The sequence below is a fragment of the Sinorhizobium sp. FG01 genome (assembly GCF_002531875.1).
Taxonomy (GTDB): Bacteria; Pseudomonadota; Alphaproteobacteria; order Rhizobiales; family Rhizobiaceae; genus Sinorhizobium; species Sinorhizobium fredii_C.
This window is the reverse complement of record NZ_NWTB01000004.1, coordinates 129,061-150,713: the sequence shown is the minus strand read 5'-3', so window position 1 is coordinate 150,713 and position 21,653 is coordinate 129,061. Positions and strand designations below refer to the sequence as shown.

Genomic DNA, 21,653 nt, shown 5'->3' with positions numbered 1-21,653 from the left:
GGAATGGTCCTCTCGACTATTCCTTGGAGACGTTCCAGACGTAGTTGGTGTCGAAGCTCGGACCGAGCTTGAAGCCCTTCAAGTTACCCCGAAGACCGGCGACCTCCGTCTGCTGGAAGATGATTACGAAGGGGCTGTCGTCGAGAACGCTCTTCTGCAGTTCCTTGTAGATCTCCGCACGCTTGGCGCTGTCGCGCTCAAGGAGTGCTTCCTTGGTCTTCTTGCTCAGTTCCGGAACGTCCCAGGCATTGCGCCAGGCGAGCGTCTTGTTCGTACCCGCATCGGAATTGTCCGGATTGTTGGTGAACGTATCGGCATTTGAATGCGGATCGAAATAATCCATGCCCCACTGGCCGATATACATGTCGTGATTGCGGGCGCGGTACTTCGTCAACGTCTGCTTACCGTCACCCGGAATGATCTCGAGCTTGACGCCGGCCTGCCCCAGCGTCTGCTGGAAGGATTCGGCAATGCCGGTGACCGGCTGGGTATTGCGCACGTCCATGGTGACGGTGAAGCCGTCCGGATAGCCGGCTTTGGCCAGCAGTTCCTTCGCCTTGGCGACGTCGAATGTATAGGGGTTCTCGTTCAGAGCACCGAGCACGTCTTTCGGCAGGAAGCTCTGGTGGATCTCGCCGATTCCCTTGATCAGCGTGGCGCCGATCGCGTCGTAGTCGACCAGATATTTGAAGGCCTTCTGCACCTCGGGCTTTGCGAGCGTCTCGTTCTTCTCGTTGAGGCTGATGTAATAGACCGTGCCCTTAGGCGCGCTGGTCGTCGCCAGATCGGCGTTCTTCCCGACCGCCTCGTAGTCGCCCGGCTCCAGATTGCGGGCAACGTCGATATCGCCGGCCTCGAGCGCCAGCCGCTGGCCGGAGCTTTCCTTCATGTGCCGGTAGATGACCCGGGCGAGCTTGGCCGGCTCGCCGTAGTAATTGTCGTTGCGCTCCAGCACGACCACTTCGTTGGCCCGCCATTCGCGCAGTTTGAAGGGGCCCGAGCCCGCGTAGCCGGTTTTCAGCCATTCATTGCCGAAATCGTTGTCGTACTTGTAGTCCTTGGTCGGTTCGACGGACTTGACGTGTTCGAGCACCAGCTTCTTGTCGACGACCGAGGCGACGGTCGCGGTCAGGCAGTTCAAGACGAAGCTCGGTGCGTAGGGCTGGTCGACGGTGAAGACGAAGGTATGCTCATCCGCCGCCTTGGCCTTCTCCGTGACGTTGTCTCCGCTGAGGCCGAACTGGGTGAGGATGAAGGCCGGGCTCTTGTCGAGCTTGACGGCTCGCTCGAAGGAATAGGCGACATCCTCGGCGGTGATCGGATTTCCCGACGCAAACTTCATGCCCTGCTTCAGCTTGAACGTATAGGTGAGGCCGTCATCGGAAACGGTCCAGCTTTCCGCAAGGTCGCCGACCACCTTGGACGTATCGTTGAGGTCGAGACGGACGAGTAGGCTGTAGGTGTTGCTGGTCACTTCCGCGGTCGAAAGCTCGAAGGCTTCGCCCGGATCCATGGTGATGATGTCATCGAAGGCGAACCCCTCGACCAGCGTGTCCTTCGGCGTTTCGGCAAATGCCGGCAGGGCGGCACCCAGCGCGAGCGCAAGCGCCGCGGAAGCAGTCAGAAGTCGAAAACGTCCATTGAGCTTATGCATCATTTTGCGCTTCCCTCTATCTAGCCCTTTCCGGGCTCTTCTTCATGGGTTCAGGCAGCCTCGTGCCAAGCCTGTCCCAGAACTCTAAGCCAGTTGCCGCGGCATATTTTTTCGAGCTCGCGGTCACCATATCCGGCGCTCTTGAGCGCGGCAACGAGCTTCTGATTGCCTGCGGCATCGGCGATTTCCTCGGGTATCGTCGCGCCGTCGAAGTCCGATCCGAGCGCGACGCAGTCGATGCCGACACGCTCGACCATATAGTCGATGTGGCGCACCATGTCGGAAAGCGGCGTGGCCGCATTTTCCTGCCCGTCGGCGCGCAGCATGGTCGTCGCATAGTTGAGGCCGACCAGGCCGCGGCTCTCACGGATGGCATCCAACTGCCTATCGGTCAGGTTGCGGGCGACAGGCGTCAGTGCGTGGGCATTGGAATGGCTGGCGACGAGCGGCTGATCGGTGGTTTCCGCCACATCCCAGAAACCTTTCTCGGTGATATGGGCGAGATCGATCAGGATGCCGAGCCGGTTGCAGGCCTGGATGAGTTCAAATCCCGCTTCCGTCAGACCCGGTCCCGTGTCGGGCGACGAGGGATAGGCGAAGGGCACGCCATGGCCGAAAACATTGTGGCGGCTCCAGACCGGTCCGAGCGACCGCAAGCCGGCCGCATGGAAGGTCTCGAGTGCGGCGAGATCCGGCCCGATCGCCTCGCAGCCTTCCATATGCAGGACGGCCGCAAAGATGCCATCGGCCATTGCCTCGCGGATCTCGGCGGTCGAGCGGCAGAGCCGCCAGGCGCCCGCCCGGTCGAGCCTCGTCGCGATGTCGGCCAGCTCGATCGCCGTCGCGAGCGACGGCATTCGGTCGAGCGGCACCGATAGCGGCGTCACGTAGTGGCCGTTCTTGTCCGGGGTTCTGAGCACCAGATCGCCCGATGGAATGTAGATGGCGCATAGGCCGCCTGCGAGGCCGCCCGCCTTGGCGCGCGGCATGTCGATATGGCCCTTGTCGGTTCCCTCGATGAATTCGGCTATCGGGTCGCTCCCGCCGCGCGCATGCTGCCAGAGGCGCAAAAGCACATCGTTATGGCCGTCGAAAACCGCCTGCATTCCCTCTATTCCTTTGGTATTTCAGGGAGATCGGATGGATCATCCGCTATCGCCGCACCCCGGTCAGGATAGGCGCGATGCTATTGAAAGATATCCGCCATTTCAATGAATATCCGGGGGATTCTCCGCCTGCGCATTGTAGCGAAAACTTGCATGCACGCCGCGGCAGGATGGAGCGGAGACCATGCGGGACGATCAGAAAAATCTCAGGCGGGGTGTCGCGCCAAGCAAAAATCTGCCATTGCTGTCCGATGGTCGCCGGTCATGACGACCGGTCGCGAGTTGTGCTCATGAGGGGGCTCGGGGTGCCGTCGATCGCTGATGCAAGCCTGGCTGCGCGGATGAACCGCGTCCTGCTTTGCCTGGGGCTGATGCTCTGCCTTGCCGGCTGCGGCGGGCGCCCGGTCGGCGTGCTTGCTCCCTCCGGCACCGCCGCCGGGGCCTCGCAGGTGGACCTGCTCGTGGCGACCACCCGCGCCCAGTCGAATGATCCTGGCATCCTCTTCACCGGCGAACGCGCCCCGGAGCTCTCGCTGACCGAAATCGTCGTCTCGATTCCCCCGGAGGAGAACCGCAAGGTCGGCCAGGTCCAATGGCCGAAGAGATTGCCAGCCGATCCGAGCCGCGATTTCTCCACCGTCAGCGTCAAACCGCTGGAGCCCGGGGCGGAGACGCAGGCCTGGCTTCACGGCCATCTGCCGAAGAGCCGACGCGTGCTGATCTTCGTCCACGGCTTCAACAACCGCTTCGAGGACGCCGTCTACCGCTACGCCCAGATCGTTCACGATTCCGGCGCCGATGTCGCGCCGGTCATCTTCACGTGGCCGTCGCGCGCCAGCATCTTCGACTATAACTACGACAAGGAAAGCACCAACTATTCGCGCGACGCGCTGGAAGAGCTGCTGCAGCGAGCCTCGAAGAACCCTTCCGTCGGCGAGATCACACTGATGGCCCACTCGATGGGGTCGTGGCTCACCGTCGAGGCGCTCCGGCAGATGGCGATCCGCGACGGCCGCGTCGCCCCCAAGATCACCGACGTCATTCTCGCCTCGCCCGATCTCGACGTCGATGTCTTCACCAAGCAAATGCAGGCCATGGGCAAATCGCGGCCGAAATTCACCCTCTTCGTCTCCCGCGACGACCGGGCACTGACCGTTTCGCGGCGGATTTCCGGTAATATCGACCGGCTCGGGCAGATCGATCCCTCAGTGGAACCCTATCGCAGCCAGCTAGAGCGGGCGGGCATCACGGTGCTCGACCTGACGGCCCTCAAGGGCGGCGACCGCCTCAACCACGGCAAATTCGCCGAAAGTCCGGAGGTGGTGCGGCTGCTCGGCAACCGGCTGATTGCCGGCCAGACCGTGACGGATTCCGATGTCGGCCTCGGCGAACGGGTTGGCGCCGTTGCGCTCGGCACTGCCCAGACCGTCGGCAGCGCCGCAAGCGTCGCCGTCTCGACGCCGATCATGATCTTCGATCCGCGCACCCGACAAAATTACAACGCGCAACTGCGACGCTTCGGCCAATCGGTGGAAAACACCGTTGGTTCGACCGTCGCACCGTAGGGCGAAGCGCTCCGCCAAAGCGATGGCAACGGCGTCAGTGAAAGGTCGACTTCGAGAAGAGATTGAGCACCAGCACGCCGGCGATGATCAGCGCCAGGCCGAGGATCGCCGCCAGGTCGAGCTTCTGGCCGAAGGTGATGTAGCCGACCGCCGAAATCAACACGATGCCGAGGCCGCTCCACAGCGCATAGGCGATCCCGACGGGAATATAGCGCAGCGTGTAGGACAGGAAGAAGAAGGCGACGGCATAGCAAACCACCATCAGCACGGTCGGCGCCAGCCGCGTGAAATGTTGCGCCGCCTGCATGGCCGAAGTGCCGAGCACTTCGAAGACAATGGCGATCACCAGGACGGTGTAGAGCATTGCGGGGTTCACGGCACGTCTCCGATCGATTGGTGTAAAAAAGTCAGCCCGTTCCGGGCGGCCTCACTGCAACGAAAGCGCCTTGAGCTTCCGGAGCAGCGCCGCCCGCGTGGATGCTTCGATGGCGTGGCTCTCTAGGAGATCCGCCAGCCAGACGCCGTCAGCGGCGAAGCGGGCAAGAAGACAATCCTGCGAGCTGTCTGTCGCGGCGAACTCGGCCGACCGTCTCTCGACCCATTCCCGCCAGCGCGCCTTCAGATGCGGCTCCGCCAGCAGAGCGATCGCCAGCACCTGCCAGTCCTTGCCTTCCTCTTCCAACGCAAAACAGACAGTGAGATAGGCGCGGGTGAAACGTCCCCGGTCCACCGAATCATCGGCCATTGCCGCCTCGATCGCCCGGTCGAAACGAGCCACCAGTTCGTCGAACAGGCCGTCCAGCAAGGCGAGTTTATTGGGGAAGTGGTGCAGCAGCCCACCCTTGCTGACGCCAGCCACCTGAGACACTTTATCGAGCGTCACGGCGGCGATCCCCTCTTCGAACGACAGCCGCGCCGCGACATCCAGCAATTGCTGGCGAACCCGCTCCGGCTGCTTCTTTCTCTGATAGGCGCTCGTCATGCTCCATAAAGATACCGTCTGGACGGTTTTGTCAACCGAGGGGAGGCAACGCGATGAAACGCCGCAAGGTACGTGCGGATGTTGTGCGCGGGGCGGCGCCGCGATACGAAGTCGGACAAGGATACGCTCATGACGGAAACGAAAACCACGACGCTCTACGAGGCGATCGGCGGCGATGCCGCGGTTCGCGCCCTGACGCGTCGGTTCTATGCGCTGATGGACAGCCTGCCGGAGGCGGCTCGATGCCGCGCCGTGCATCCGCCGGACCTCTCCGGCAGCGAGGAAAAGTTTTACGAGTATCTGACCGGCTGGCTCGGCGGGCCGCCGATCTATGTCGAGAAGCGCGGCCATCCGATGCTGCGCCGGCGGCATTTCATCGCCGAAATCGGTCCGGCCGAACGCGACGAGTGGCTACTCTGCTTCACCCGCGCTCTCGAGGAGACCGTCCCCCACCCGCAGCTCCGCGACATCATCCTCGAGCCGATCACCCGGCTCGCCCATCACATGCAGAACAAGAAATGAACGTCTAATGCCGAACCGCGGAATGCGTGGAAGCGTGCTTTTCATCGCCGGGCTGATGGGGGTTTTCGGCGTCGCCGCCGCTGCAGCCGCCTCGCACGGTACAGATCCGCGGCTGATCGGCGGCGCCTCCGCCATGTGCCTCGCCCATGCGCCGGCACTGGTCGCGCTTCATGCCGGATGGTCGCACTTCCGGACGGCGGCGATTGCTGCGCTGTTGCTCGCGCTCGGCACAGCCCTCTTTGCCGCCGACCTCACCATGCGCCATTTCGCCGGCCACGGTCTTTTTCCAATGTCGGCGCCGCTCGGCGGCGTGACGATGATGGCCGGATGGCTCGCAGTGGCGCTCGGAGCGCTGCTGCCTCGCAAAGCCGATTAGAGACGCTCAGGCGCCCTCGACAACCGTATATCCTTCGAACTTCGGCGGCCCCAGATACATGGCCCGATTGTCGGCGGCATTGCGGTGCGCGGCCCGGAAGTTTTCCGATTTCGTCCAGGCGACGAAGGCGTCCCTGCTTTCCCAATTCGATTTCGAGATGAACGGCGTGTAGCCCTCTTCCGGCACGCTCTCGCCGCGCAAGAGATGGAAGTCGATGAAGCCCGGCATGTCCGAAAGGCTTGAATCCCGTGCCTTCCAGACGGCCTCGAATGCCTCTTCCTGACCGATGGCGACGTGGAAACGGTTCATGGCGACAAACATGGGGCTACCTTTCGCGTGCCTTCTTTTCCGGGACTCCGGCTTCGCTCCGCGGGAACGGCAGGATAACGGCGCTCGACGATGGTTCAAGCCCGAACGGTTCACGGGCCGGAGGGCGGGTCTGCCAGGCCGGAAATTCCGCCACATTGGGGTTGTCCTCCAGCATGCGCGAGCGGCGCGTCAGGACTTCATAGAGCTCCGGCACCAGACCATCGCCGAGCTGCGAGGCTAGCTTGTGAAGACCGATCATCATCATTTGATCGGGACGTTCGTCGTTCATCATCGATACTCCGAGTGACCGCATCAGGCTGTGAAATGCGCCGTCGCTTTCATCAAAGGTTCAGTTGTCGCCGCTGGCGGACAGGTCCTGAAGGGCCCGCTCCAGGCTCGATTTCGAGCCGTTGCGCAGCGGCACGAAGGCCTTGCCCCACTTCTTGCAGCCGGTCTTCACGCGCAGACACGCATCGTGGCTGATGCAGTCGATGGGGCAGAAGACGCAGTCGACCGAGGGAAGGACCCGGTCGATGCGCGATACCGCCTCTCGTAAACCGCCGTCGTGATGGATGAGTTCCGCGCCATAGGAACTGGCGATCTCCCGCAAATGGGCGACCTGGCAATCGCGGCCGCCGACATAGAGGAAGCTCCGCCCCTCCAGCGTTGCCTTGCCGCCGTTCGGCTGCACAGCAGGCGTTTCCTCCCTCGCCTTTCCCTTGCCGCCCTTGCCTGTGTTCTGGTGCCGCTTGCCGCGCATCCGTTTTCTCCGTTCTGTGGGCGACGTGCGGACCTTCCGCTGACCGCCATCAAATATTCGTTCGGCACACCGCTCGGTTGTGCGACGGCGGCAACTTATAAAACTTGATTGTTTGAGTAAAGTATAAACATGAGTACGTAATCATATTAAATTTCGGCCTGCCGAAGCCCTCTGCGGCGTGGTGCCCAGGGGAATTATCGTTTGAATTCAACGGGGACGGTGAACTGCCAGCTGTCACGTCGGGCCGCGGCAGGAATAGCCGGAAAGGGTGCGGCGCGTCGCACGGTGTCAAGTGCAGCTTGGTCGAGAATCGGCGACCCCGTGCTTCTTGCCAGACTGACGCCGGCGAGCCCGCCACTGGAGGTGACGGTAAAGCGCACCTGCGCGACGCCGCGCAGCCCTTGGCGCTTGGCTTCGGCCGGATAGCGCATGGCCCTGTTCAGCTTGCGCTGGACCTTCCCCTTGTAGTTGTCGACTGCGGCATTGCCCGCTTCCCGGGCCACTGAACTCTGTCTCGCGCCGGTGGCCGCGGTCGCATTTGCATTCTCCACGCCGTCCGCCTGGCCCTTGCTCTGCGAATTCGCCTGCTCCCCGCGCTCGCCGGCCTTCTTGCGCAAGATTTTTTTCTTCTTCACCGGCTCCTTCTTCGGTTCCGGCTTCTCGACCTTCTCTTCGATTTTTTCCGGCTCCGGCTTCTGTTCCGGAACCACGGTTTCCACAGGCGCGACAGTGGCCGTGACCGGCGCCTCGGCGACCTCGGTCACCGGCATTTGATCTGCCGGCAGGATGACGTCCGCCTCCGTCGGCGCAATGTCGGTCGGCTGCTCGGAGACGCTCTCTGGCATTGCCGGCGGGATCTCTTCCGCCATCTCCTCCGTCGGCTGGACCTCGCTCGGCTGCACCTCCTCGGGCGTGTCTTCGGCGGGTTCTACGACGTCCGAGAGGTCGCCGGCTTGCAGCGTCTCCTCGAAGGCGTTGCCGAGCAGCGTAACTTCGGTCGCCGCCCCGCCGGCCATCTGGAAATCGTCTTTGCTAGGCTCCAGCAGCATCGCTCCGCCGGCATGCGCCAACAGAGAGAGGCCGACCGCGCCCGTCCATTTCACGATGTGCTTCATCCAAGTCTGCCTTCCAACGGCACCTCAGTGATCGGGCAATCAGCCCTTGAGTTCGACTGCCGACTTCGAGCCGGTCTGGAGCCCCGTCATGCAGGCGCCCTTGTCGATGCCCTCACCGACACAGGCCGGTGCATCGTTGATCAGCAGGCTCTTCACCGCCTCGCATTTCGTCCCCGGCAGGTCGAACTGACGGACCTTCGTCTTGCCGGCAGGCAGGTCGCGAAAATCGAGAACGGCCATGCGTTCGACCAGGCCCTTCTGATCGAAGAGGACGAACTCGAACGAGACCTTGGAAAGCGATTGCTGCAGGCCGTTGCCGGCGACGAAGGTCAGCTTGCACCCCTTCTCGGAAGGCGCGACCTCGTTGAGCTCGACCGTCAGCCCGCCGACGGCCGTTGGCTCCTGTGCCACGGCCGTCCCGGCGATCGACAGGATCATCGCTGCGGTCGAGGAAGCGAAACGGGAAAGACAGACCATCATTAACACCACCCATGCTCCGCATCCGAGCCGCCCGCCTTGAGCCAGCGACGGAGGCGATAAACTAAACTTGACTGCAAGTCTCCGGTATTGCGTCCTTAATGAAATATGAGTAATGCAGTCAAGATACTAATTGGAAATGCACGAGCGAACAGGGGACATCGACCCGCTTCCACCCTCGTGAACTGGCCGAAACTGTGACACCGAACGACACCGATACCCCCCTCTCCTCGCCGGCGCCGAGCGCGACCACCCGCTCGCAGCCGATTGTGGAAAGCCACGAGCTCTTCCGCGGCGCCAGCGAGATCCTGATTTCCCATGACGGCGCGATCTACCGGATGCGGATCACCCGGCAGGGCAAGCTGATTCTGAATAAATAGCGAGACAACGATGATCGACAGCACGCGCCCCACTCCCTCCGAGATTCGCGCCTACCGCGCGGCGAACCCGACGATGCGCGAGCGCGACATAGCCGCCCAGCTCGGCATTTCCGAAGCCGCCCTCGTCGCCGCGGAATGCGGCCTGACGGCAAGCCGCATCGATGCCGACGCCAATCGTTTCCTGGGCCGCGCCAGGGAGCTGGGCGAGGTCATGGCGCTCACCCGCAACGAATCCGCTGTCCACGAGAAAATCGGCATCTACGAGAACGTCAAGACAGGTCCGTCTGCGAGCCTGGTTCTCGGATCGGAAATCGATCTGCGGGTCTTCCCGTCCGCCTGGGCGCACGGCTTCGCCGTCACGAAGACCGATGCCAAGGGCGAGATCCGCCGCAGCCTGCAGTTCTTCGACAAATGGGGGAATGCGGTTCACAAGGTTCACCTGCGCCCGACGTCTGATCTTGAAGCCTATGACTGGATCGTCGCGGACTTCCGCCTCGAAGATCAGTCGCAGCAATTTGTTGCCGAATCCGGCGCCGCGGCGGGCGACGACGCGTCCGCCACCGTCGACACCCAGGCGCTGCGTGAGCACTGGACGAAGCTGACCGACACCCATCAGTTCCACGGCATGTTGCGCAATCTGAAAATCGGCCGGCGCCAAGCCTTGCATGCAGTCGGCGACGATCTGGCCTGGCAGCTCGACGCGCGGGGCATCGAGACGATGATGCGGGGCAGTGCCGAGACCGAGCTGCCCATCATGTGCTTCGTCGGCAATCGCGGCGTCATCCAGATCCACTCCGGCCCGGTCAAGAATATCGCCTCCATGGGCCCGTGGCTCAACGTCATGGATCCGGCCTTCCACCTGCATCTGCGCGCGGATCACATCGCCGAGCTTTGGGCGGTGCGCAAGCCGACGTCGGACGGCCATGTAACCTCGCTCGAAGCCCTCGATGCCAAGGCCGAAATGGTCATTCAGTTCTTCGGCAAGCGGAAGGAAGGCTTTGGCGAAAGACCGGAATGGCGCAGCCTGGTCGAGAACCTGCCGCGCCTCGACAGCATCGTCGCAGCCTGAGGAGACAAGGCATGCACCGCTTCGACTTCCGCCGCCTTCGCCGCTGGGAATTGGCGCTCGCCGCCTTTGCGCTCTCGACACCCTTCCTGCTGCCGGCGCTCGCCCCCGTCTCCTCGTCCCTTGTGAGCCCCGCAATGGCCGAGACGGTCGAGAAGCCGGACACGTCCCGGATCGTTTCGATCGGCGGAGCGGTCACCGAGATCATCTATGCGCTGGGCGAGGAAAACCGGCTCGTCGGCCGCGACTCGACCAGCACCTATCCAGAGGCGGCGGCGAAGCTCCCCAATGTCGGCTACATGCGGCAGCTGGCGCCGGAAGGCATAATCGCCGTCAACCCGGCGGCGATCGTCGCCATCGAAGGCAGTGGCCCGCCCGAGGCGCTTTCCGTGCTGAAGCAGGCGAACATTCCCTTCACGACGATTGGCGAGACCTATGACGAGGCGGGCATTCTTGCCAAGATACGCGCCGTCGGCGCCTTTCTCGGCGTGCCTGACAAGGCCGAAGCGCTCGTGAAATCCGTCGAGCAGGATCTGGACGCCGCACTCGCCGACAGCGCCGCACGCCCGGAAAGCGAGCGCAAGCGGGTTCTCTTCATCCTCAGCACCCAGGACGGCAAGATCATGGCATCGGGCACCGGCACGGCCGCAAGCGGCATCATCGAGCTTGCCGGCGCCGTCAATGCCGCCGGGAAGTTCCCCGGCTACAAGCCACTGACCGACGAGGCGATCGTCGAGGCGAAGCCGGACGTCATTCTGATGATGGATCGGGGCGGCGCCCATGGGATGAGTGCCGACCAACTCTTCGCCCTTCCCGCCCTCAGCCTGACGCCGGCGGCGAAAAGCAAGGCACTGGTCCGCATGGATGGCTTGCATCTGCTCGGTTTCGGCCCGCGCACCGCAAGCGCGATCCGGGAACTGAACACCGCAATCTATGGAAAGAAGACCAATGCCTCGCAGTGAGGCGATGGACGGCGCGCGGGGGCCTGCCTTGGCTGCAAGGATCGTGCATGCGTGGCGGAAGGGCGACCGTTCCGGTCTGGCGCGCACACTTATTGCCGCCCTCGCAGCGCTTGCCGCCGCGACCTTCGCGACCTCGATCATGACGGGAGCCGCCGACGCTTCGCTTGGCAATGTCCTGCGATGGCTCGCCGGTGGCGCGTCCGGCGACCAGGCCCTGAGCATGCGCGATCGCATCATCATCCTCGATATCCGCCTGCCGCGCGCCGTGCTCGGCATGCTGGTCGGCGCCGCGCTCGCCGTTTCCGGCGTCGTCATGCAGGGACTGTTCCGCAATCCACTGGCCGACCCCGGTCTGGTCGGCGTGTCGTCCGGGGCGAGCCTCGGCGCCGTCCTGCTTATCGTCCTTGGCAGCACCACCTTCGGGCCGGTCTTTGCGCTCTTCGGCTTCTATGCGCTGCCGCTTGGCGCCTTTTGCGGCGGCCTTGCGACGACCATGCTCCTCTATCGCATCGCCACACGCAGCGGTCAGACCTCCGTGGCGACGATGCTGCTTGCCGGGATTGCGCTCGGCGCACTCGCCAGCGCGGTAACGGGCGTGCTCGTCTTCGTCGCCGACGACAAGCAGCTCCGCGATCTCACCTTCTGGGGGCTTGGTTCGCTGGCCGGCGCCAATTGGACGAAAATCCTTACCGCCGGGCCGATCATCCTCCTGTCGCTCTGTGTCGTCCCCTTCCTGGCGAGAGGCCTCAACGCGATCACCCTCGGCGAGGCGGCCGCCTTCCACATGGGCGTGCCAGTGCAGCGCCTCAAGAACATCGCCATTTTGAGCGTCGCCGCGGCGACCGGCGCATCTGTGGCGGTCAGCGGCGGTATCGGCTTTGTCGGCATCGTCGTGCCGCATCTGCTGCGGCTCGTCATCGGCCCGGATCACCGCTACCTTCTGCCAGCTTCGGCTCTGCTCGGCGGCACCATGCTGATCTTCGCCGACATGCTGGCCCGCACCATCGTTTCCCCCGCCGAACTGCCGATCGGCATCATCACCGCCTTCGTCGGGGCGCCGTTCTTCCTGTGGGTTCTGCTCCGCGGGCGCTCGAACATGGGACTTTGACCTAAGATGATCCGCGCCTCCGATCTCTCCGCCCGCCTCGCCGGCCGGCCCGTGCTCCACGGCGTCTCGTTCGAAGCCGTTCCGGGGAGAATGACGGCGATCGTCGGTCCGAACGGCTCCGGCAAGACGACGACCTTGAAGGCGATCTCCGGCGAGCTGCACCTGTCCAAGGGCAAGGTGACCATCAACAATCATGACATCGCCCAGCTGAAGCCCTTTGAACTCGCCCTGAAAAGAGGCGTCCTGCCGCAATCGACGGTCATCTCCTTTCCGTTCACGGTCCGGGAGATCGTTGGTCTGGGTCTGTCAACCGGCGGTGCCGATATCGCCGGCAGTGGCCGCACCGTCGATGAGGCGCTGGAAGCCGTCGACCTCGCCGGCTTTTCCGGCCGCCTTTACGAGGAGCTTTCGGGCGGCGAGCAGCAGCGCGTCCAGCTTGCCCGCGTGCTTTGCCAGATCGCCGCGCCGGTCGGCGACGGCGAGCCTCGTTACCTCCTGCTCGACGAGCCGGTCTCGAGCCTCGACATCCGCCACCAGCTGACCATTATGCAGCTGGCGCGCCAATTCTGCGAGGGCGGCGGCGGCGTCATCGCGGTGATGCACGACCTCAACCTGACCGCAATGTTTGCCGACCAGATGGTGATGATGAAGGCCGGCCGCATCCGCGCCCTCGGCGCCCCGAAGGAGGTCCTCACCGACGAGACCATGGAAGCGGTCTTCGGATGCCGGATGCGGGTCGGCATCGCGCCGGCACGCGATGTCCCCTTCGTTCTGCCGCAAACGGCATCGCTTTGACCTCGGCGCTGAGAGCAACGTCAAGATTTATCGAAACAAATTCCTCCCTCATGCGTTGATCCCCGGCGTGCCACGTCCGGTGCGCCGCCGAGAATGCGCCGGCCTTCAGCCGGCATCGCAGCGAAGCGAAGGGAGCGACAGGATGGCCACGGGTCTCTTTTCAGGTTCAGGCAGCAGGAAGCGCAACAGCGGTGCGGTCGATACATCGATCGAGGACCAGCTTCATGATCTTCGGGAAGACGTTGCGCAACTGATGGCGCTGATCGCCGATCGGGGTGTGGCGGCCTCGCGAGAAGCCAAAGCTAAAGCGCGCAGCACCCGCAAGCAAGCCGAATCGGAGTTGCAGGACCTGCTGGAGAGCGGTGAGGAGCTGCTGTCGGATCTGCGCGGCCGCTATGCGGACACGGAAAAACAGGTCCGCCGCGCGGTGCGCGAACATCCGCTCGCCACGCTCGGCGCCGCAGCGGCAATCGGCCTGATCGCTGCAGCCCTTCTGCGCCGCTAGCGGGCTTCGGCGCTTTCGGCGTGTTGTGAAGGGGAGACAATGGCATGCAGTCCCTAGGCGCCGTTCTCACCGCCTTGCTTGCAGTCGATTTCGGTGCCGCGGCCTCGCGCTTCAAGCGCAATGCGGCTCTATGGGGGATCGTCGCGGTGCTTCTCGTCACCGCCTATGTTTTCGCCCTCGTGGCGATCGCACTCGTTCTCGCCGAGTATTATTCGCCAATCATCGCCTCTGTGGCGATCGCCGTGGCGCTTCTGGCAGTCGCCCTGATGATTGTCGCGCTCATGGCTGTACGAAACGCACGCGACCGGCGTCTCGTCGACGAACGGCGTCGCCGCTCCTTGCTTCAGACGAACCTGGCACTTGCCGCGGCGACCAGCATCCTGCGTAAGCAGCCGCTGATCGGCGTCGGTACGGCGATCGCCGTAGGACTCCTGCTGGGGCTCGGCAAAGGGCGGCGGCGCAGCGACCGCCGTTGATTTCCGGCGCGCCCAACGGTTATCTCAGAGCGGCAGGCGGATCAGCGCGGTAACGCCGGCCGGCAGATACTCGACCTTTACGGAACTGCCGATAATCTTGTCGAGGCTCCGCTCGATCAGCAGCGAGCCGAAGCCGCGCCGGCGCGGTTCCCGGACCGGCGGTCCGCCGACTTCCGTCCAGGTCAAATGCAGCACGGCACTGCCTTCCTCGACGACGCTGCGCGCCGTCAGCACGATCTTGCCTTTTGGTACGGAGAGCGACCCGTATTTAACGGCATTGGTCGCCAGCTCGTGCAGCACCAGGCCGAGACCAACCGCCTGGTCCGGTCCGAGCAGGACTTCGTCCTTGTGGATCTCCACCTGCTCGGCATAGTCGCTGACATAGGGTTTCAGCTGCTTGGAAATCAGCTCCGCAAGGCGGATCGTCCCCCATTCGTAGTCCGAAAGCAGCCCATGCGCCTCGGAGATCGCCTGTAGCCGGCCCGCGAAGGCGGTCATGAACTCGGCCGGGTCACTCGTCTGACGAAGGGTCTGGCGCGCCAGCGATTGCAGCATTGCCAGCGTGTTCTTGACCCGGTGGTTCAATTCCTTCAGCAGCAGCCTCGTCCGCTGCACGGACGCCTGCTGTTCGGAGACGTCGATGGTCATGCCGAGAAAGGTCAGCGCCATACCTCTGCTGTCGCGATCGTGCACCCGGCCTCGGCCGAGCAGCCAGCGCCCGTTCGCCCGAATCCGGAACATGCCGTCATATTCCTCGTTGGCGGCCATCGCCTGCCTGAGCTTCGAGAAGGTTGCACCTCGGTCGTCCGGATGGATCGCGCCGAAGACCGCCTTGGCGGTCAGGGTCCGTTCCGGCGGCAGGCCGAACATGCGCATCATCGCACCGTTGCCCGCCACGGTTCCGGAGCGGATATCCCAGAGCCAGCTGCCGACATTGGCGGCGTCGAGCGCCATGGCGAGCCGCTGTTCTTCGCGCGATAGCGCGGCCTCCTTCAGCGCACGCCGACGCGCCTCGTCCTTCAACTTGAGGAGCGACGCAGCCGCGTCGGCGATTTCCTGCAACGCATCGAGCTGTTTCGCCGCGATTTCGGCGCGGGGTGTTCCATCCAGCACGCAGACGGTGCCCACCGCCTGCCCTCCGAGAACGATCGGAGCGCCTGCATAGAAACGCAAGAAAGGTGCTTGCGCGACCTTTCGATTGTGCCGCAAGACCGGGTGGGCCGACGCGTCGAGCACGAGAAACGGGCCACGGTCGCCGATCGCATGGGCGCAGAAGGACTCCTCGGTGCGCGCCCGAGTTTCCGTCGTCCCGACAGCCGCCTTAAACCATTCCCATTCGTGATCGACGAGCGTGACAAGGGCGACCGGCGCGTCGAACAGACTGGCGGCGAGCCTGGCCAGCGGTTCGAAGTCGCTGTCGGCGACCGTCATGTCCGGTGCGGCCGCATGCAGGACACTGAGCCGCTCGCGCGAACCAAGCGTGTCAGCCACTGCGGGAAGCATTGCGTCTGCCCTCTCGTGCATTCGGCCCGAACTCCAATCCCGCTCCCGCCGGCAAGACCGATTGGGAATTATGCGACAATTCCAGAGGCTGCCGCAATCCTTGCTTCGAGTAAACGCGCATAGCAAAGCAGAAATAAGGAAGGAAGTGCCGAGGGCGATGAGGGTCTGTCAGGACACGAAGGCACGCGAAGTAATGGGCGCCGAGGTCTCGTCCGGCCCATAGTCGTTCTCGCCCTTGATCTGGAGGATCTCCTGGAGGCGCTGGCGTGCACGGTTGACGCGGCTCTTGATCGTGCCGAGCGCGCAACCGCATATCGTCGCGGCCTCTTCGTAAGAGAAGCCAGAAGCGCCGACGAGAATGATCGCCTCGCGCTGGTCCGGCGGCAATTGGTCGAGGGCGCGGCGGAAATCCTGCAGGTCGAGCGATCCGTATTGCTCCGGATGGTGCGCCAGCGTTTCCGTGAAATGACCGTCGCTATCCTGGATCTCACGGCCGCGCTTGCGCATCTGGCTATAGAGTTCGTTGCGCAGGATGGTGAAGAGCCAGGCTTTCATGTTGGTGCCCATCTCGAAGTGGTCCTGCTTGGCCCAAGCCTTCATGATGGTGTCCTGCACGAGATCGTCGGCCCGGTCGTGGCGGCCGATCAGCGACATGGCGAAAGCGCGGAGGCTCGGCAGCGCCGCAAGCATCTCACGCTTGAACTCTTGATTTTCCGACATTCCGGCGCTCACTCCTTGCCATCCAGCATGGATCGTTGTTCCACGGCCTCAAGTTTTTCCAGAAGGTCGAGGAAGCGAGCCGGAATTCCCTCCTCCTGTACCGAAAGATAAAGCGCTTTGAGCTTCGCCGCGATCTGCGCATTCGGATCGTCAGACTTCGGACGCATGCTCACCGTCCGCCCTGCCCCTGAATTATATCTCATCGTATGACTGCCGCCCTAGAAACTTCGCCTGCCCCATAACGCGACGAAAAAATGAAATGTTCCACTCCGGAACCTTTTTTTCCTCGGCACGTTTCCGCAGCGGAACAAAGATCAAAAGACACGGATTGAGGGAGTCCTGCATGACATTGTCCACCCGCATCGCGCCATTTCTTCCCTATCTGCGCCGCTATTCGCGCGCTTTGACCGGATCTCAGACATCCGGGGACGCCTATGTCGCAGCGGTGCTCGAAGCGCTGATCGCCGACACTTCCATTTTCCCCGAGGCCAGCAGCGACAGAGTCGCGCTGTTTCGCCTCTTCACCTCGCTCTTCGGCTCCTCGTCGGTGCTCGTCCCGGAACCCGTCTCGCCGTTTGCCTGGGAGCAGCGCGCCTCCGTCAATCTTGGGGCCGTGTCGCCGGTCGCCCGCCAGGCGTTCCTCCTCGTATCGGTCGAGGGCTTTACGCCCCAGGAGGCCGCGGAAGTTCTCGACGTCGACACCGCCAAGCTCACCTCTCTGCTCGACCGCGCCTCGCAGGAGATTTCGCGCCAGGTGGCGACCGACATCATGATCATCGAGGACGAGCCGCTGATCGCCATAGATATCGAGCAGATGGTCGAAAGTCTCGGCCATCGGGTGACAGGCATCGCGCGGACCAAGGACGAAGCCATCGCTCTCTTCAAGACGGCCAAACCGGGAATGGTGCTCGCCGATATCCAGCTCGCCGACGGCAGTTCGGGCATCGATGCGGTCAACGAAATCCTCAAGACCAGTGCCGTGCCGGTGATTTTCATTACCGCCTTCCCTGAGCGGCTGCTGACCGGCGAAAGGCCCGAACCGACATTTCTTGTGACGAAGCCTTTCAACCCCGAAATGGTCAAGGCGCTGATCAGCCAGGCACTGTTCTTCAATGAATCGACCAAGGCTGCCGCTTAGGGTCAATTCGCTGAAACAGACGCCCTGCCGGAGCAAACTTCGGCAGGGCGTCCGCGTATCTGGGCGGCGTCACACGAGGCAGGGCTCATTTGGAAATCCGGAATTCAGAAGCAAAACAGCCAGTGCCGAGGGAAGGGCACTGGCTGAGGTTATGCAACTCACTGAGGGGGATGTGAGTTGGCAACCGGCGGTATGCCTCCGACGTCACATTGGGGGCGATGTGCGTCACCGCTCGGCTATACGCAATAATCCGCGAGCGAGAAAAAGGTTCCGCGATAAGCGAAGATTCAGCTATTCGATCGATTCCAGTTCGGCGCGGTGGCGATAGAGCGCCAGCAAGCGGCGATAGTCGCGGTCGTAGAAATCCTGCAGGGCCGGATTCGGACGCTTCTCCTGTCCGCCCGAGGCCATGGCATCCCCCGCATGCGCAAGGTCGGGATAGAGGTTGCCGGCCACGGCCGCGGCCATGGCCGTCCCGAGCAGAACGGCATCCGGCGCGTCGGGCACGACCACCCGGCAGCCGGTCGCGTCGGAGTAAAGCTCCATCAGTAGCGGATTGCGCACGTGGCCGCCGGTGACGTGCAGCGTATCGAGGTCGTAGCCCGCCTCCTTCATCATCTCGAGAATGTGGCGGATGCCGAGCGCGATGGCGACGCAGGTCCGCCAATAGAGGCGGCAAAGCGCGTCGAAAGAGCAATCGAGCGCCAAGCCGCTAATCACGCCGAGCGCATGCGGATCGGCAAGCGGCGAGCGATTGCCGTGGAAATCAGGAAGAACGTGCAGCCGGTCGGCGAAGCCGTGGCCATGCTCGGCGCGCAGTTCCTGGACGCGCTCGATGATCTTCTTGTGGGTTTCGGTCGTCGGCTCCAGCCCGCCGCCATGCAGCCGGACGACATGGTCGAGCAGCGCGCCCGTCGCCGATTGGCCGCCCTCGATAAGCCAGAGGCCGGGCAGCACCGCCTCGAAATAGGGCCCCCACATGCCGTAACCCGGCTTCATCTCCTTCGAGAAGGCGACGATGCAGCTAGACGTGCCGGCGATCAGCGCCAGCTGGCGCTCGAGCTTCGCCGTATCGCCGGCGAATCCTCCGAGCACACCGAGCGCGCCGGCATAGGCGTCGATTAAGCCCGGCGCGACCCGGCATTCGGTATCGAGGCCGAGGTCGGCGGCCGCGGTCGGCGTCAGTTTCCCCACGGCGCGCTCCACCGGCAGCGTCTCCTCGGGCAGGCCGCCGCGCGTCAGAAGGTCTTCGAGACCGATCCGCTCGAGATAGTCCCGCTGCCAGCCGCGTTCCTTGTGCGCGAGATAGTTCCATTTAGCCGTGAGCGTGCAGCGCGACCGCGCCGTGTTTCCCGTTGCCCGCCAGGACATATAGTCCGCCAGGTCGAAGAAATAGCCTGCCCTCTCCCATTGATGCGGCAGATTTTTCTTCAGCCACATCAGCTTCGGCATCTCCATTTCCGGCGACATCACCCGGCCCGAATGATCGAGCACCGGATGCCTGGTCGCCGTACAGAAATCCGCCTCCGCAAGCGCCCGGTGGTCGAGCCAGACGATCGTGTCCCAGCGTGGCTCGCCCCGCCGATTGACCGAAAGCGGCGCGCCGTCACGGTCGCGGACCACCAGCGAGCAGGTGGCATCGAAGCCGATTGCCGCAACGCTCTCGGCGCCTATACCCGCCCTTTCGCGCGCCGCCCGCACCGCTTCGCAGACGGCCGCCCAGATATCCTCGGAATCGTGCTCGGCATGGTTCTCCTCGGGCCGGTTCATGGCAATGGCCCGGTCGGCACGCGCAAGAAGCGCACCCTTCCTGTCGAAGATGCCAGCGCGCGCACTGCCGGTTCCTATATCGACCGCCACGACATATTCGCGCATCAATGGATGACCCCGTCCCGAGATGATGATGGATTTTCAGTGTGCCTGAAGAGCGCGCCGGGCCGCTCCACCCTGCCCTGCCTATTGACGGACAAACTGTACCAATTCGCCCATGTCGTCAAACAGGAGGTCCGGCCCGAGACCGGCGAGCAGCTGCCGATGCCGCTCGCTGCGGGCGTGGCTGGCGCCCGCAAACGCAAAGACCCGCATGCCCGCCGCCTTGGCCGCCTCGATGCCAGCCGCACTGTCCTCGACGACGATGCAATCGGCCGGCGCGTAGCCCATTTCAGCACTCGCATGCAGGAACAGGTCCGGCGCCGGCTTGCCGTGCGTCACCATGGTGGCGCTGAAGATATGCGGCTCGAAAAGGTCGGCAAGGCCGGTCACGCTCAGCGACAGACGAATGCGCTCCGGCTGGCTTGAAGAGGCGACGCAGCAGGCCGCGTCCAGCTGCTCGACGGCCTCACGTATGCCGGGAATCGGCCTCAACTCCTGGCGGAAACGCGCATAGAGCCGCGTCCGCATCGCTTCGAGAAATGCGTGGTCGGTCGCAAGGCCGTAGTCGTCATGAAGGATTGCCGACATGCTCTGGAGGCTGCGGCCTAGGAAGCGCTCGCTCGCCTCCTCCGTTGACATCGAAACGCCGGCGGTCGCCAATGAATCCACCAGCACGCTGAGCGAGATCGGTTCGCTGTCCACAAGCACGCCGTCGCAGTCGAAGATGACCAGTCTGGAGGCGTGCCCCGCCATCGCGCTATTCTCCGAGTTTATCGTCCAGATAAAGTTGCAGCGTGGCGCGCGTACCCTTTTCCCAAAGTGTTTTCAAGGCATGGGCAAAGCGGCGGCGGAAAAGATCAGAGTGGGCGACATCGCCGAAAATATCGGAAAGCGCGAGGAAGGCCATCGGATCGTCCTTCGCCGCAAGCGCTGCCGCCTGCAAACGATCGGCGTTGGCGTCGTTGAAGACGATCGCCTTGCCGCTGTCGGACGTGCCGGCGAAATAACGGCACCAGAGTGCGGAGACAAGAGACAGGCCCACCACGTCCTCGCCGCGCCGCAGGCGATCGGCCGTCGACGGCAGGATGAATTTCGGCTGCCGGTTCGAGCCGTCCTGTGCCAGTCGGGCGACCGTGTCGCCGATCTTCGGATTGGCGAACCGTGTTTCGATCAGCTTGCAATAGTCCCTCAGGTCCGTATCCGGTACCGGCGGAATGACCGGGATGATCTCCTCGTGCTCGAGCTTCGCCAGGAAGGCGCGGATCAGCGGCTCCTCCATCGCGTCGTGGACGAAATGAATGTCGAGCAGCGCCGCCGGATAGGCGATTGCCGCGTGGCCGCCGTTGAGGATGCGGATCTTCATGTGCTCATAGGGTGCGACATCCGGGACGAACTGCACCCCAACCTCTTCGAGCGCCGGGCGGCCTTGCGGGAAATTGTCCTCCAGCACCCATTGCTTGAACTCTTCGCAAAAAACCGGCCAGGCATCGTCGATGCCGTAGTCAGAGGCGACGATGCCGATCTCGCGCGGGCCCGTCGCCGGCGTGATCCGGTCGACCATGCCGTTCGGGAAGGCGACATTGGCGTCGATCCAGTCGGCGAAGGCCGGATCCGACAGGCGGGCGAGGCCGGACACGGCCGCATGGGTAACTTCGCCATTGCCGGGAATATTGTCGCAGGACATGACGGTGAAAGGCGGAACGCCGCGCGCCCTGCGCTCGGCAAGGCCGGCCAGGATGAGCCCGAACACCGTCTTCGGCGTTGCCGGGTTGCGAGCGTCCTCGGCGATCGCCGGGTGGCCAGGATTGAACTCGCCCGAGGCCGGGTCGATGAAGTAGCCGCCCTCGGTGATCGTCAGCGAAACGATGCGAATGTGCGGACTGGCCAGTTGCGCGACGATGGCCGGAATATCGCCCGGTTTCAGATAGGCGATCATCGCGCCGGTCACATGCGCGCCGGTGCGGTTGTTGTCCTGCTCGACCACCGTGGTCAGAAAATCCTGCGCCTCGAGCTTGGCGCGCATGACCTCGTCCGACGGCAGGACGCCGGCACCGATGATCGCCCAATCGTGGTCGCGCCCGAGATTGAAGAGATCGTCGAGGTAGACGGCCTGATGGGCGCGATGGAAGTTTCCGACGCCGAAATGGACGATCCCGGCGCGCAGATCGTGCCGGTCATAGTTCGGGACGCCGGCCTTGGCCCTGATGACGTCGAGTGCGGCAAGCGAGAGTTTGGTCGTCATTCTATCGTTCCTTTCGAGCA

The 21,653-nt window shown here is 63.6% G+C and carries 26 protein-coding genes; 11 read left to right on the top strand and 15 right to left on the bottom strand.

Going from position 1 to position 21,653, the window contains the following annotated elements:
* Positions 1–16: 16 nt before the first annotated feature.
* A complete protein-coding gene (locus CO656_RS06190; RefSeq protein ID WP_037414692.1) occupies positions 17–1,657 on the bottom strand; it encodes an ABC transporter substrate-binding protein in 1,641 nt (546 codons plus the stop codon).
* Between the two features lie 47 nt (positions 1,658–1,704).
* Positions 1,705–2,760 (bottom strand): dipeptidase, encoded by a 1,056-nt coding sequence (locus tag CO656_RS06185; protein ID WP_097525174.1) that lies wholly within the window; start codon positions 2,758–2,760, stop codon positions 1,705–1,707.
* Between the two features lie 341 nt (positions 2,761–3,101).
* Here CO656_RS06185 and CO656_RS06180 point away from each other — a divergent pair, with 341 nt between their 5' ends.
* Positions 3,102–4,325 (top strand): alpha/beta hydrolase, encoded by a 1,224-nt coding sequence (locus tag CO656_RS06180; protein ID WP_179864726.1) that lies wholly within the window; start codon positions 3,102–3,104, stop codon positions 4,323–4,325.
* Positions 4,326–4,359: 34 nt separating this feature from the next.
* Here the strand turns inward: CO656_RS06180 and CO656_RS06175 are convergent, their stop codons facing one another.
* Positions 4,360–4,701: an SMR family transporter gene (locus CO656_RS06175; protein WP_037414688.1), complete on the bottom strand. Its 342-nt coding sequence runs from the start codon at positions 4,699–4,701 to the stop codon at positions 4,360–4,362.
* Between the two features lie 51 nt (positions 4,702–4,752).
* Complete coding sequence (locus tag CO656_RS06170; RefSeq protein WP_097525173.1) at positions 4,753–5,307, bottom strand: TetR/AcrR family transcriptional regulator; 555 nt, start codon at positions 5,305–5,307, stop codon at positions 4,753–4,755.
* Positions 5,308–5,436: 129 nt separating this feature from the next.
* On the opposite strand from CO656_RS06170, the gene CO656_RS06165 reads away from it, so the two are divergent.
* The gene (locus CO656_RS06165) at positions 5,437–5,829 is read left to right on the top strand and encodes a globin (protein ID WP_037414702.1); all 393 of its coding nucleotides are present in this window, start codon (positions 5,437–5,439) and stop codon (positions 5,827–5,829) included.
* A 7-nt stretch (positions 5,830–5,836) separates the two neighbouring features.
* Positions 5,837–6,205: a DUF423 domain-containing protein gene (locus CO656_RS06160; protein ID WP_097525172.1), complete on the top strand. Its 369-nt coding sequence runs from the start codon at positions 5,837–5,839 to the stop codon at positions 6,203–6,205.
* Positions 6,206–6,211: 6 nt separating this feature from the next.
* Here CO656_RS06160 and CO656_RS06155 read toward each other — a convergent pair whose 3' ends face one another.
* From CO656_RS06155 to CO656_RS06135, 5 genes are all read right to left on the bottom strand, one after another.
* Positions 6,212–6,526: an antibiotic biosynthesis monooxygenase gene (locus tag CO656_RS06155; RefSeq protein WP_097525171.1), complete on the bottom strand. Its 315-nt coding sequence runs from the start codon at positions 6,524–6,526 to the stop codon at positions 6,212–6,214.
* Between the two features lie 4 nt (positions 6,527–6,530).
* Positions 6,531–6,803, bottom strand: coding sequence for a hypothetical protein (locus CO656_RS06150; protein WP_097525391.1), 273 nt, complete (start codon positions 6,801–6,803; stop codon positions 6,531–6,533).
* A 60-nt stretch (positions 6,804–6,863) separates the two neighbouring features.
* Positions 6,864–7,274, bottom strand: a complete 411-nt coding sequence (locus tag CO656_RS06145) for a DUF2325 domain-containing protein (protein ID WP_097525170.1) — start codon at positions 7,272–7,274, stop codon at positions 6,864–6,866.
* A gap of 194 nt (positions 7,275–7,468) precedes the next feature.
* Complete coding sequence (locus CO656_RS06140) at positions 7,469–8,389, bottom strand: energy transducer TonB (RefSeq protein WP_097525169.1); 921 nt, start codon at positions 8,387–8,389, stop codon at positions 7,469–7,471.
* Between the two features lie 39 nt (positions 8,390–8,428).
* Positions 8,429–8,866 (bottom strand): hypothetical protein, encoded by a 438-nt coding sequence (locus CO656_RS06135; protein ID WP_037387947.1) that lies wholly within the window; start codon positions 8,864–8,866, stop codon positions 8,429–8,431.
* A 197-nt stretch (positions 8,867–9,063) separates the two neighbouring features.
* On the opposite strand from CO656_RS06135, the gene CO656_RS06130 reads away from it, so the two are divergent.
* The 7 genes from CO656_RS06130 to CO656_RS06100 all read left to right on the top strand — a co-directional run bounded on the left by CO656_RS06130 (position 9,064) and on the right by CO656_RS06100 (position 14,158).
* Entirely contained in the window at positions 9,064–9,246 is a 183-nt protein-coding gene (locus tag CO656_RS06130; RefSeq protein WP_083853880.1) for a hemin uptake protein HemP, read from the top strand.
* A gap of 10 nt (positions 9,247–9,256) precedes the next feature.
* Positions 9,257–10,315, top strand: a complete 1,059-nt coding sequence (locus tag CO656_RS06125) for a ChuX/HutX family heme-like substrate-binding protein (RefSeq protein WP_097525168.1) — start codon at positions 9,257–9,259, stop codon at positions 10,313–10,315.
* A gap of 11 nt (positions 10,316–10,326) precedes the next feature.
* Positions 10,327–11,274 (top strand): hemin ABC transporter substrate-binding protein, encoded by a 948-nt coding sequence (locus CO656_RS06120; RefSeq protein ID WP_097525167.1) that lies wholly within the window; start codon positions 10,327–10,329, stop codon positions 11,272–11,274.
* Complete coding sequence (locus tag CO656_RS06115; protein WP_037414677.1) at positions 11,261–12,382, top strand: iron ABC transporter permease; 1,122 nt, start codon at positions 11,261–11,263, stop codon at positions 12,380–12,382. Before CO656_RS06120 ends, CO656_RS06115 begins: the two co-directional genes overlap by 14 nt.
* Before the next feature lie 6 nt (positions 12,383–12,388).
* On the top strand, positions 12,389–13,177 hold the full coding sequence (locus tag CO656_RS06110; RefSeq protein WP_097525166.1) for a heme ABC transporter ATP-binding protein: 789 nt from the start codon (positions 12,389–12,391) through the stop codon (positions 13,175–13,177).
* Positions 13,178–13,319: 142 nt separating this feature from the next.
* Positions 13,320–13,682: a DUF883 family protein gene (locus tag CO656_RS06105; protein ID WP_097525165.1), complete on the top strand. Its 363-nt coding sequence runs from the start codon at positions 13,320–13,322 to the stop codon at positions 13,680–13,682.
* Positions 13,683–13,726: 44 nt separating this feature from the next.
* Positions 13,727–14,158: a hypothetical protein gene (locus CO656_RS06100; RefSeq protein WP_097525164.1), complete on the top strand. Its 432-nt coding sequence runs from the start codon at positions 13,727–13,729 to the stop codon at positions 14,156–14,158.
* 24 nt (positions 14,159–14,182) lie between these two features.
* Here CO656_RS06100 and CO656_RS06095 read toward each other — a convergent pair whose 3' ends face one another.
* The 3 genes from CO656_RS06095 to rsiA1 all read right to left on the bottom strand — a co-directional run bounded on the left by CO656_RS06095 (position 14,183) and on the right by rsiA1 (position 16,548).
* Positions 14,183–15,682 (bottom strand): HWE histidine kinase domain-containing protein, encoded by a 1,500-nt coding sequence (locus tag CO656_RS06095; RefSeq protein ID WP_097525163.1) that lies wholly within the window; start codon positions 15,680–15,682, stop codon positions 14,183–14,185.
* A gap of 147 nt (positions 15,683–15,829) precedes the next feature.
* Entirely contained in the window at positions 15,830–16,381 is a 552-nt protein-coding gene (locus tag CO656_RS06090) for an RNA polymerase sigma factor (RefSeq protein WP_037387615.1), read from the bottom strand.
* 8 nt (positions 16,382–16,389) lie between these two features.
* A complete protein-coding gene (gene rsiA1 / locus CO656_RS06085) occupies positions 16,390–16,548 on the bottom strand; it encodes a NepR family anti-sigma factor (RefSeq protein WP_234819725.1) in 159 nt (52 codons plus the stop codon).
* Positions 16,549–16,724: 176 nt separating this feature from the next.
* Here rsiA1 and rsiB1 point away from each other — a divergent pair, with 176 nt between their 5' ends.
* A complete protein-coding gene (rsiB1, locus tag CO656_RS06080; RefSeq protein WP_097525390.1) occupies positions 16,725–17,519 on the top strand; it encodes a PhyR-type response regulator RsiB1 in 795 nt (264 codons plus the stop codon).
* A gap of 291 nt (positions 17,520–17,810) precedes the next feature.
* Here the strand turns inward: rsiB1 and CO656_RS06075 are convergent, their stop codons facing one another.
* From CO656_RS06075 to CO656_RS06065, 3 genes are all read right to left on the bottom strand, one after another.
* Positions 17,811–19,394: an FGGY-family carbohydrate kinase gene (locus CO656_RS06075; protein ID WP_097525162.1), complete on the bottom strand. Its 1,584-nt coding sequence runs from the start codon at positions 19,392–19,394 to the stop codon at positions 17,811–17,813.
* 81 nt (positions 19,395–19,475) lie between these two features.
* On the bottom strand, positions 19,476–20,144 hold the full coding sequence (locus CO656_RS06070) for an HAD family hydrolase (RefSeq protein ID WP_097525161.1): 669 nt from the start codon (positions 20,142–20,144) through the stop codon (positions 19,476–19,478).
* Positions 20,145–20,148: 4 nt separating this feature from the next.
* Positions 20,149–21,633 carry a mannitol dehydrogenase family protein gene (locus tag CO656_RS06065; protein WP_097525160.1) on the bottom strand — a complete coding sequence of 495 codons (1,485 nt, stop codon included), beginning with the start codon at positions 21,631–21,633 and terminating at the stop codon, positions 20,149–20,151.
* Between the last annotated feature and the right edge of the window lie 20 nt (positions 21,634–21,653).

What these genes read in the sequence shown, in the direction of transcription:
- CO656_RS06190 (WP_037414692.1), bottom strand. Translation starts at nt 1,657, where the DNA reads ATGATGCATAAGCTCAATGGACGTTTTCGACTTCTGACTGCTTCCGCG.
- CO656_RS06185 (WP_097525174.1), bottom strand. Translation starts at nt 2,760, where the DNA reads ATGCAGGCGGTTTTCGACGGCCATAACGATGTGCTTTTGCGCCTCTGG.
- CO656_RS06180 (WP_179864726.1), top strand. Translation starts at nt 3,102, where the DNA reads ATGAACCGCGTCCTGCTTTGCCTGGGGCTGATGCTCTGCCTTGCCGGC.
- CO656_RS06170 (WP_097525173.1), bottom strand. Translation starts at nt 5,307, where the DNA reads ATGACGAGCGCCTATCAGAGAAAGAAGCAGCCGGAGCGGGTTCGCCAG.
- CO656_RS06165 (WP_037414702.1), top strand. Translation starts at nt 5,437, where the DNA reads ATGACGGAAACGAAAACCACGACGCTCTACGAGGCGATCGGCGGCGAT.
- CO656_RS06160 (WP_097525172.1), top strand. Translation starts at nt 5,837, where the DNA reads ATGCCGAACCGCGGAATGCGTGGAAGCGTGCTTTTCATCGCCGGGCTG.
- CO656_RS06155 (WP_097525171.1), bottom strand. Translation starts at nt 6,526, where the DNA reads ATGTTTGTCGCCATGAACCGTTTCCACGTCGCCATCGGTCAGGAAGAG.
- CO656_RS06150 (WP_097525391.1), bottom strand. Translation starts at nt 6,803, where the DNA reads ATGAACGACGAACGTCCCGATCAAATGATGATGATCGGTCTTCACAAG.
- CO656_RS06145 (WP_097525170.1), bottom strand. Translation starts at nt 7,274, where the DNA reads ATGCGCGGCAAGCGGCACCAGAACACAGGCAAGGGCGGCAAGGGAAAG.
- CO656_RS06140 (WP_097525169.1), bottom strand. Translation starts at nt 8,389, where the DNA reads ATGAAGCACATCGTGAAATGGACGGGCGCGGTCGGCCTCTCTCTGTTG.
- CO656_RS06135 (WP_037387947.1), bottom strand. Translation starts at nt 8,866, where the DNA reads ATGGTCTGTCTTTCCCGTTTCGCTTCCTCGACCGCAGCGATGATCCTG.
- CO656_RS06125 (WP_097525168.1), top strand. Translation starts at nt 9,257, where the DNA reads ATGATCGACAGCACGCGCCCCACTCCCTCCGAGATTCGCGCCTACCGC.
- CO656_RS06120 (WP_097525167.1), top strand. Translation starts at nt 10,327, where the DNA reads ATGCACCGCTTCGACTTCCGCCGCCTTCGCCGCTGGGAATTGGCGCTC.
- CO656_RS06115 (WP_037414677.1), top strand. Translation starts at nt 11,261, where the DNA reads ATGCCTCGCAGTGAGGCGATGGACGGCGCGCGGGGGCCTGCCTTGGCT.
- CO656_RS06110 (WP_097525166.1), top strand. Translation starts at nt 12,389, where the DNA reads ATGATCCGCGCCTCCGATCTCTCCGCCCGCCTCGCCGGCCGGCCCGTG.
- CO656_RS06105 (WP_097525165.1), top strand. Translation starts at nt 13,320, where the DNA reads ATGGCCACGGGTCTCTTTTCAGGTTCAGGCAGCAGGAAGCGCAACAGC.
- CO656_RS06100 (WP_097525164.1), top strand. Translation starts at nt 13,727, where the DNA reads ATGCAGTCCCTAGGCGCCGTTCTCACCGCCTTGCTTGCAGTCGATTTC.
- CO656_RS06095 (WP_097525163.1), bottom strand. Translation starts at nt 15,682, where the DNA reads ATGCACGAGAGGGCAGACGCAATGCTTCCCGCAGTGGCTGACACGCTT.
- CO656_RS06090 (WP_037387615.1), bottom strand. Translation starts at nt 16,381, where the DNA reads ATGTCGGAAAATCAAGAGTTCAAGCGTGAGATGCTTGCGGCGCTGCCG.
- rsiA1 (WP_234819725.1), bottom strand. Translation starts at nt 16,548, where the DNA reads ATGCGTCCGAAGTCTGACGATCCGAATGCGCAGATCGCGGCGAAGCTC.
- rsiB1 (WP_097525390.1), top strand. Translation starts at nt 16,725, where the DNA reads ATGACATTGTCCACCCGCATCGCGCCATTTCTTCCCTATCTGCGCCGC.
- CO656_RS06075 (WP_097525162.1), bottom strand. Translation starts at nt 19,394, where the DNA reads ATGCGCGAATATGTCGTGGCGGTCGATATAGGAACCGGCAGTGCGCGC.
- CO656_RS06070 (WP_097525161.1), bottom strand. Translation starts at nt 20,144, where the DNA reads ATGGCGGGGCACGCCTCCAGACTGGTCATCTTCGACTGCGACGGCGTG.
- CO656_RS06065 (WP_097525160.1), bottom strand. Translation starts at nt 21,633, where the DNA reads ATGACGACCAAACTCTCGCTTGCCGCACTCGACGTCATCAGGGCCAAG.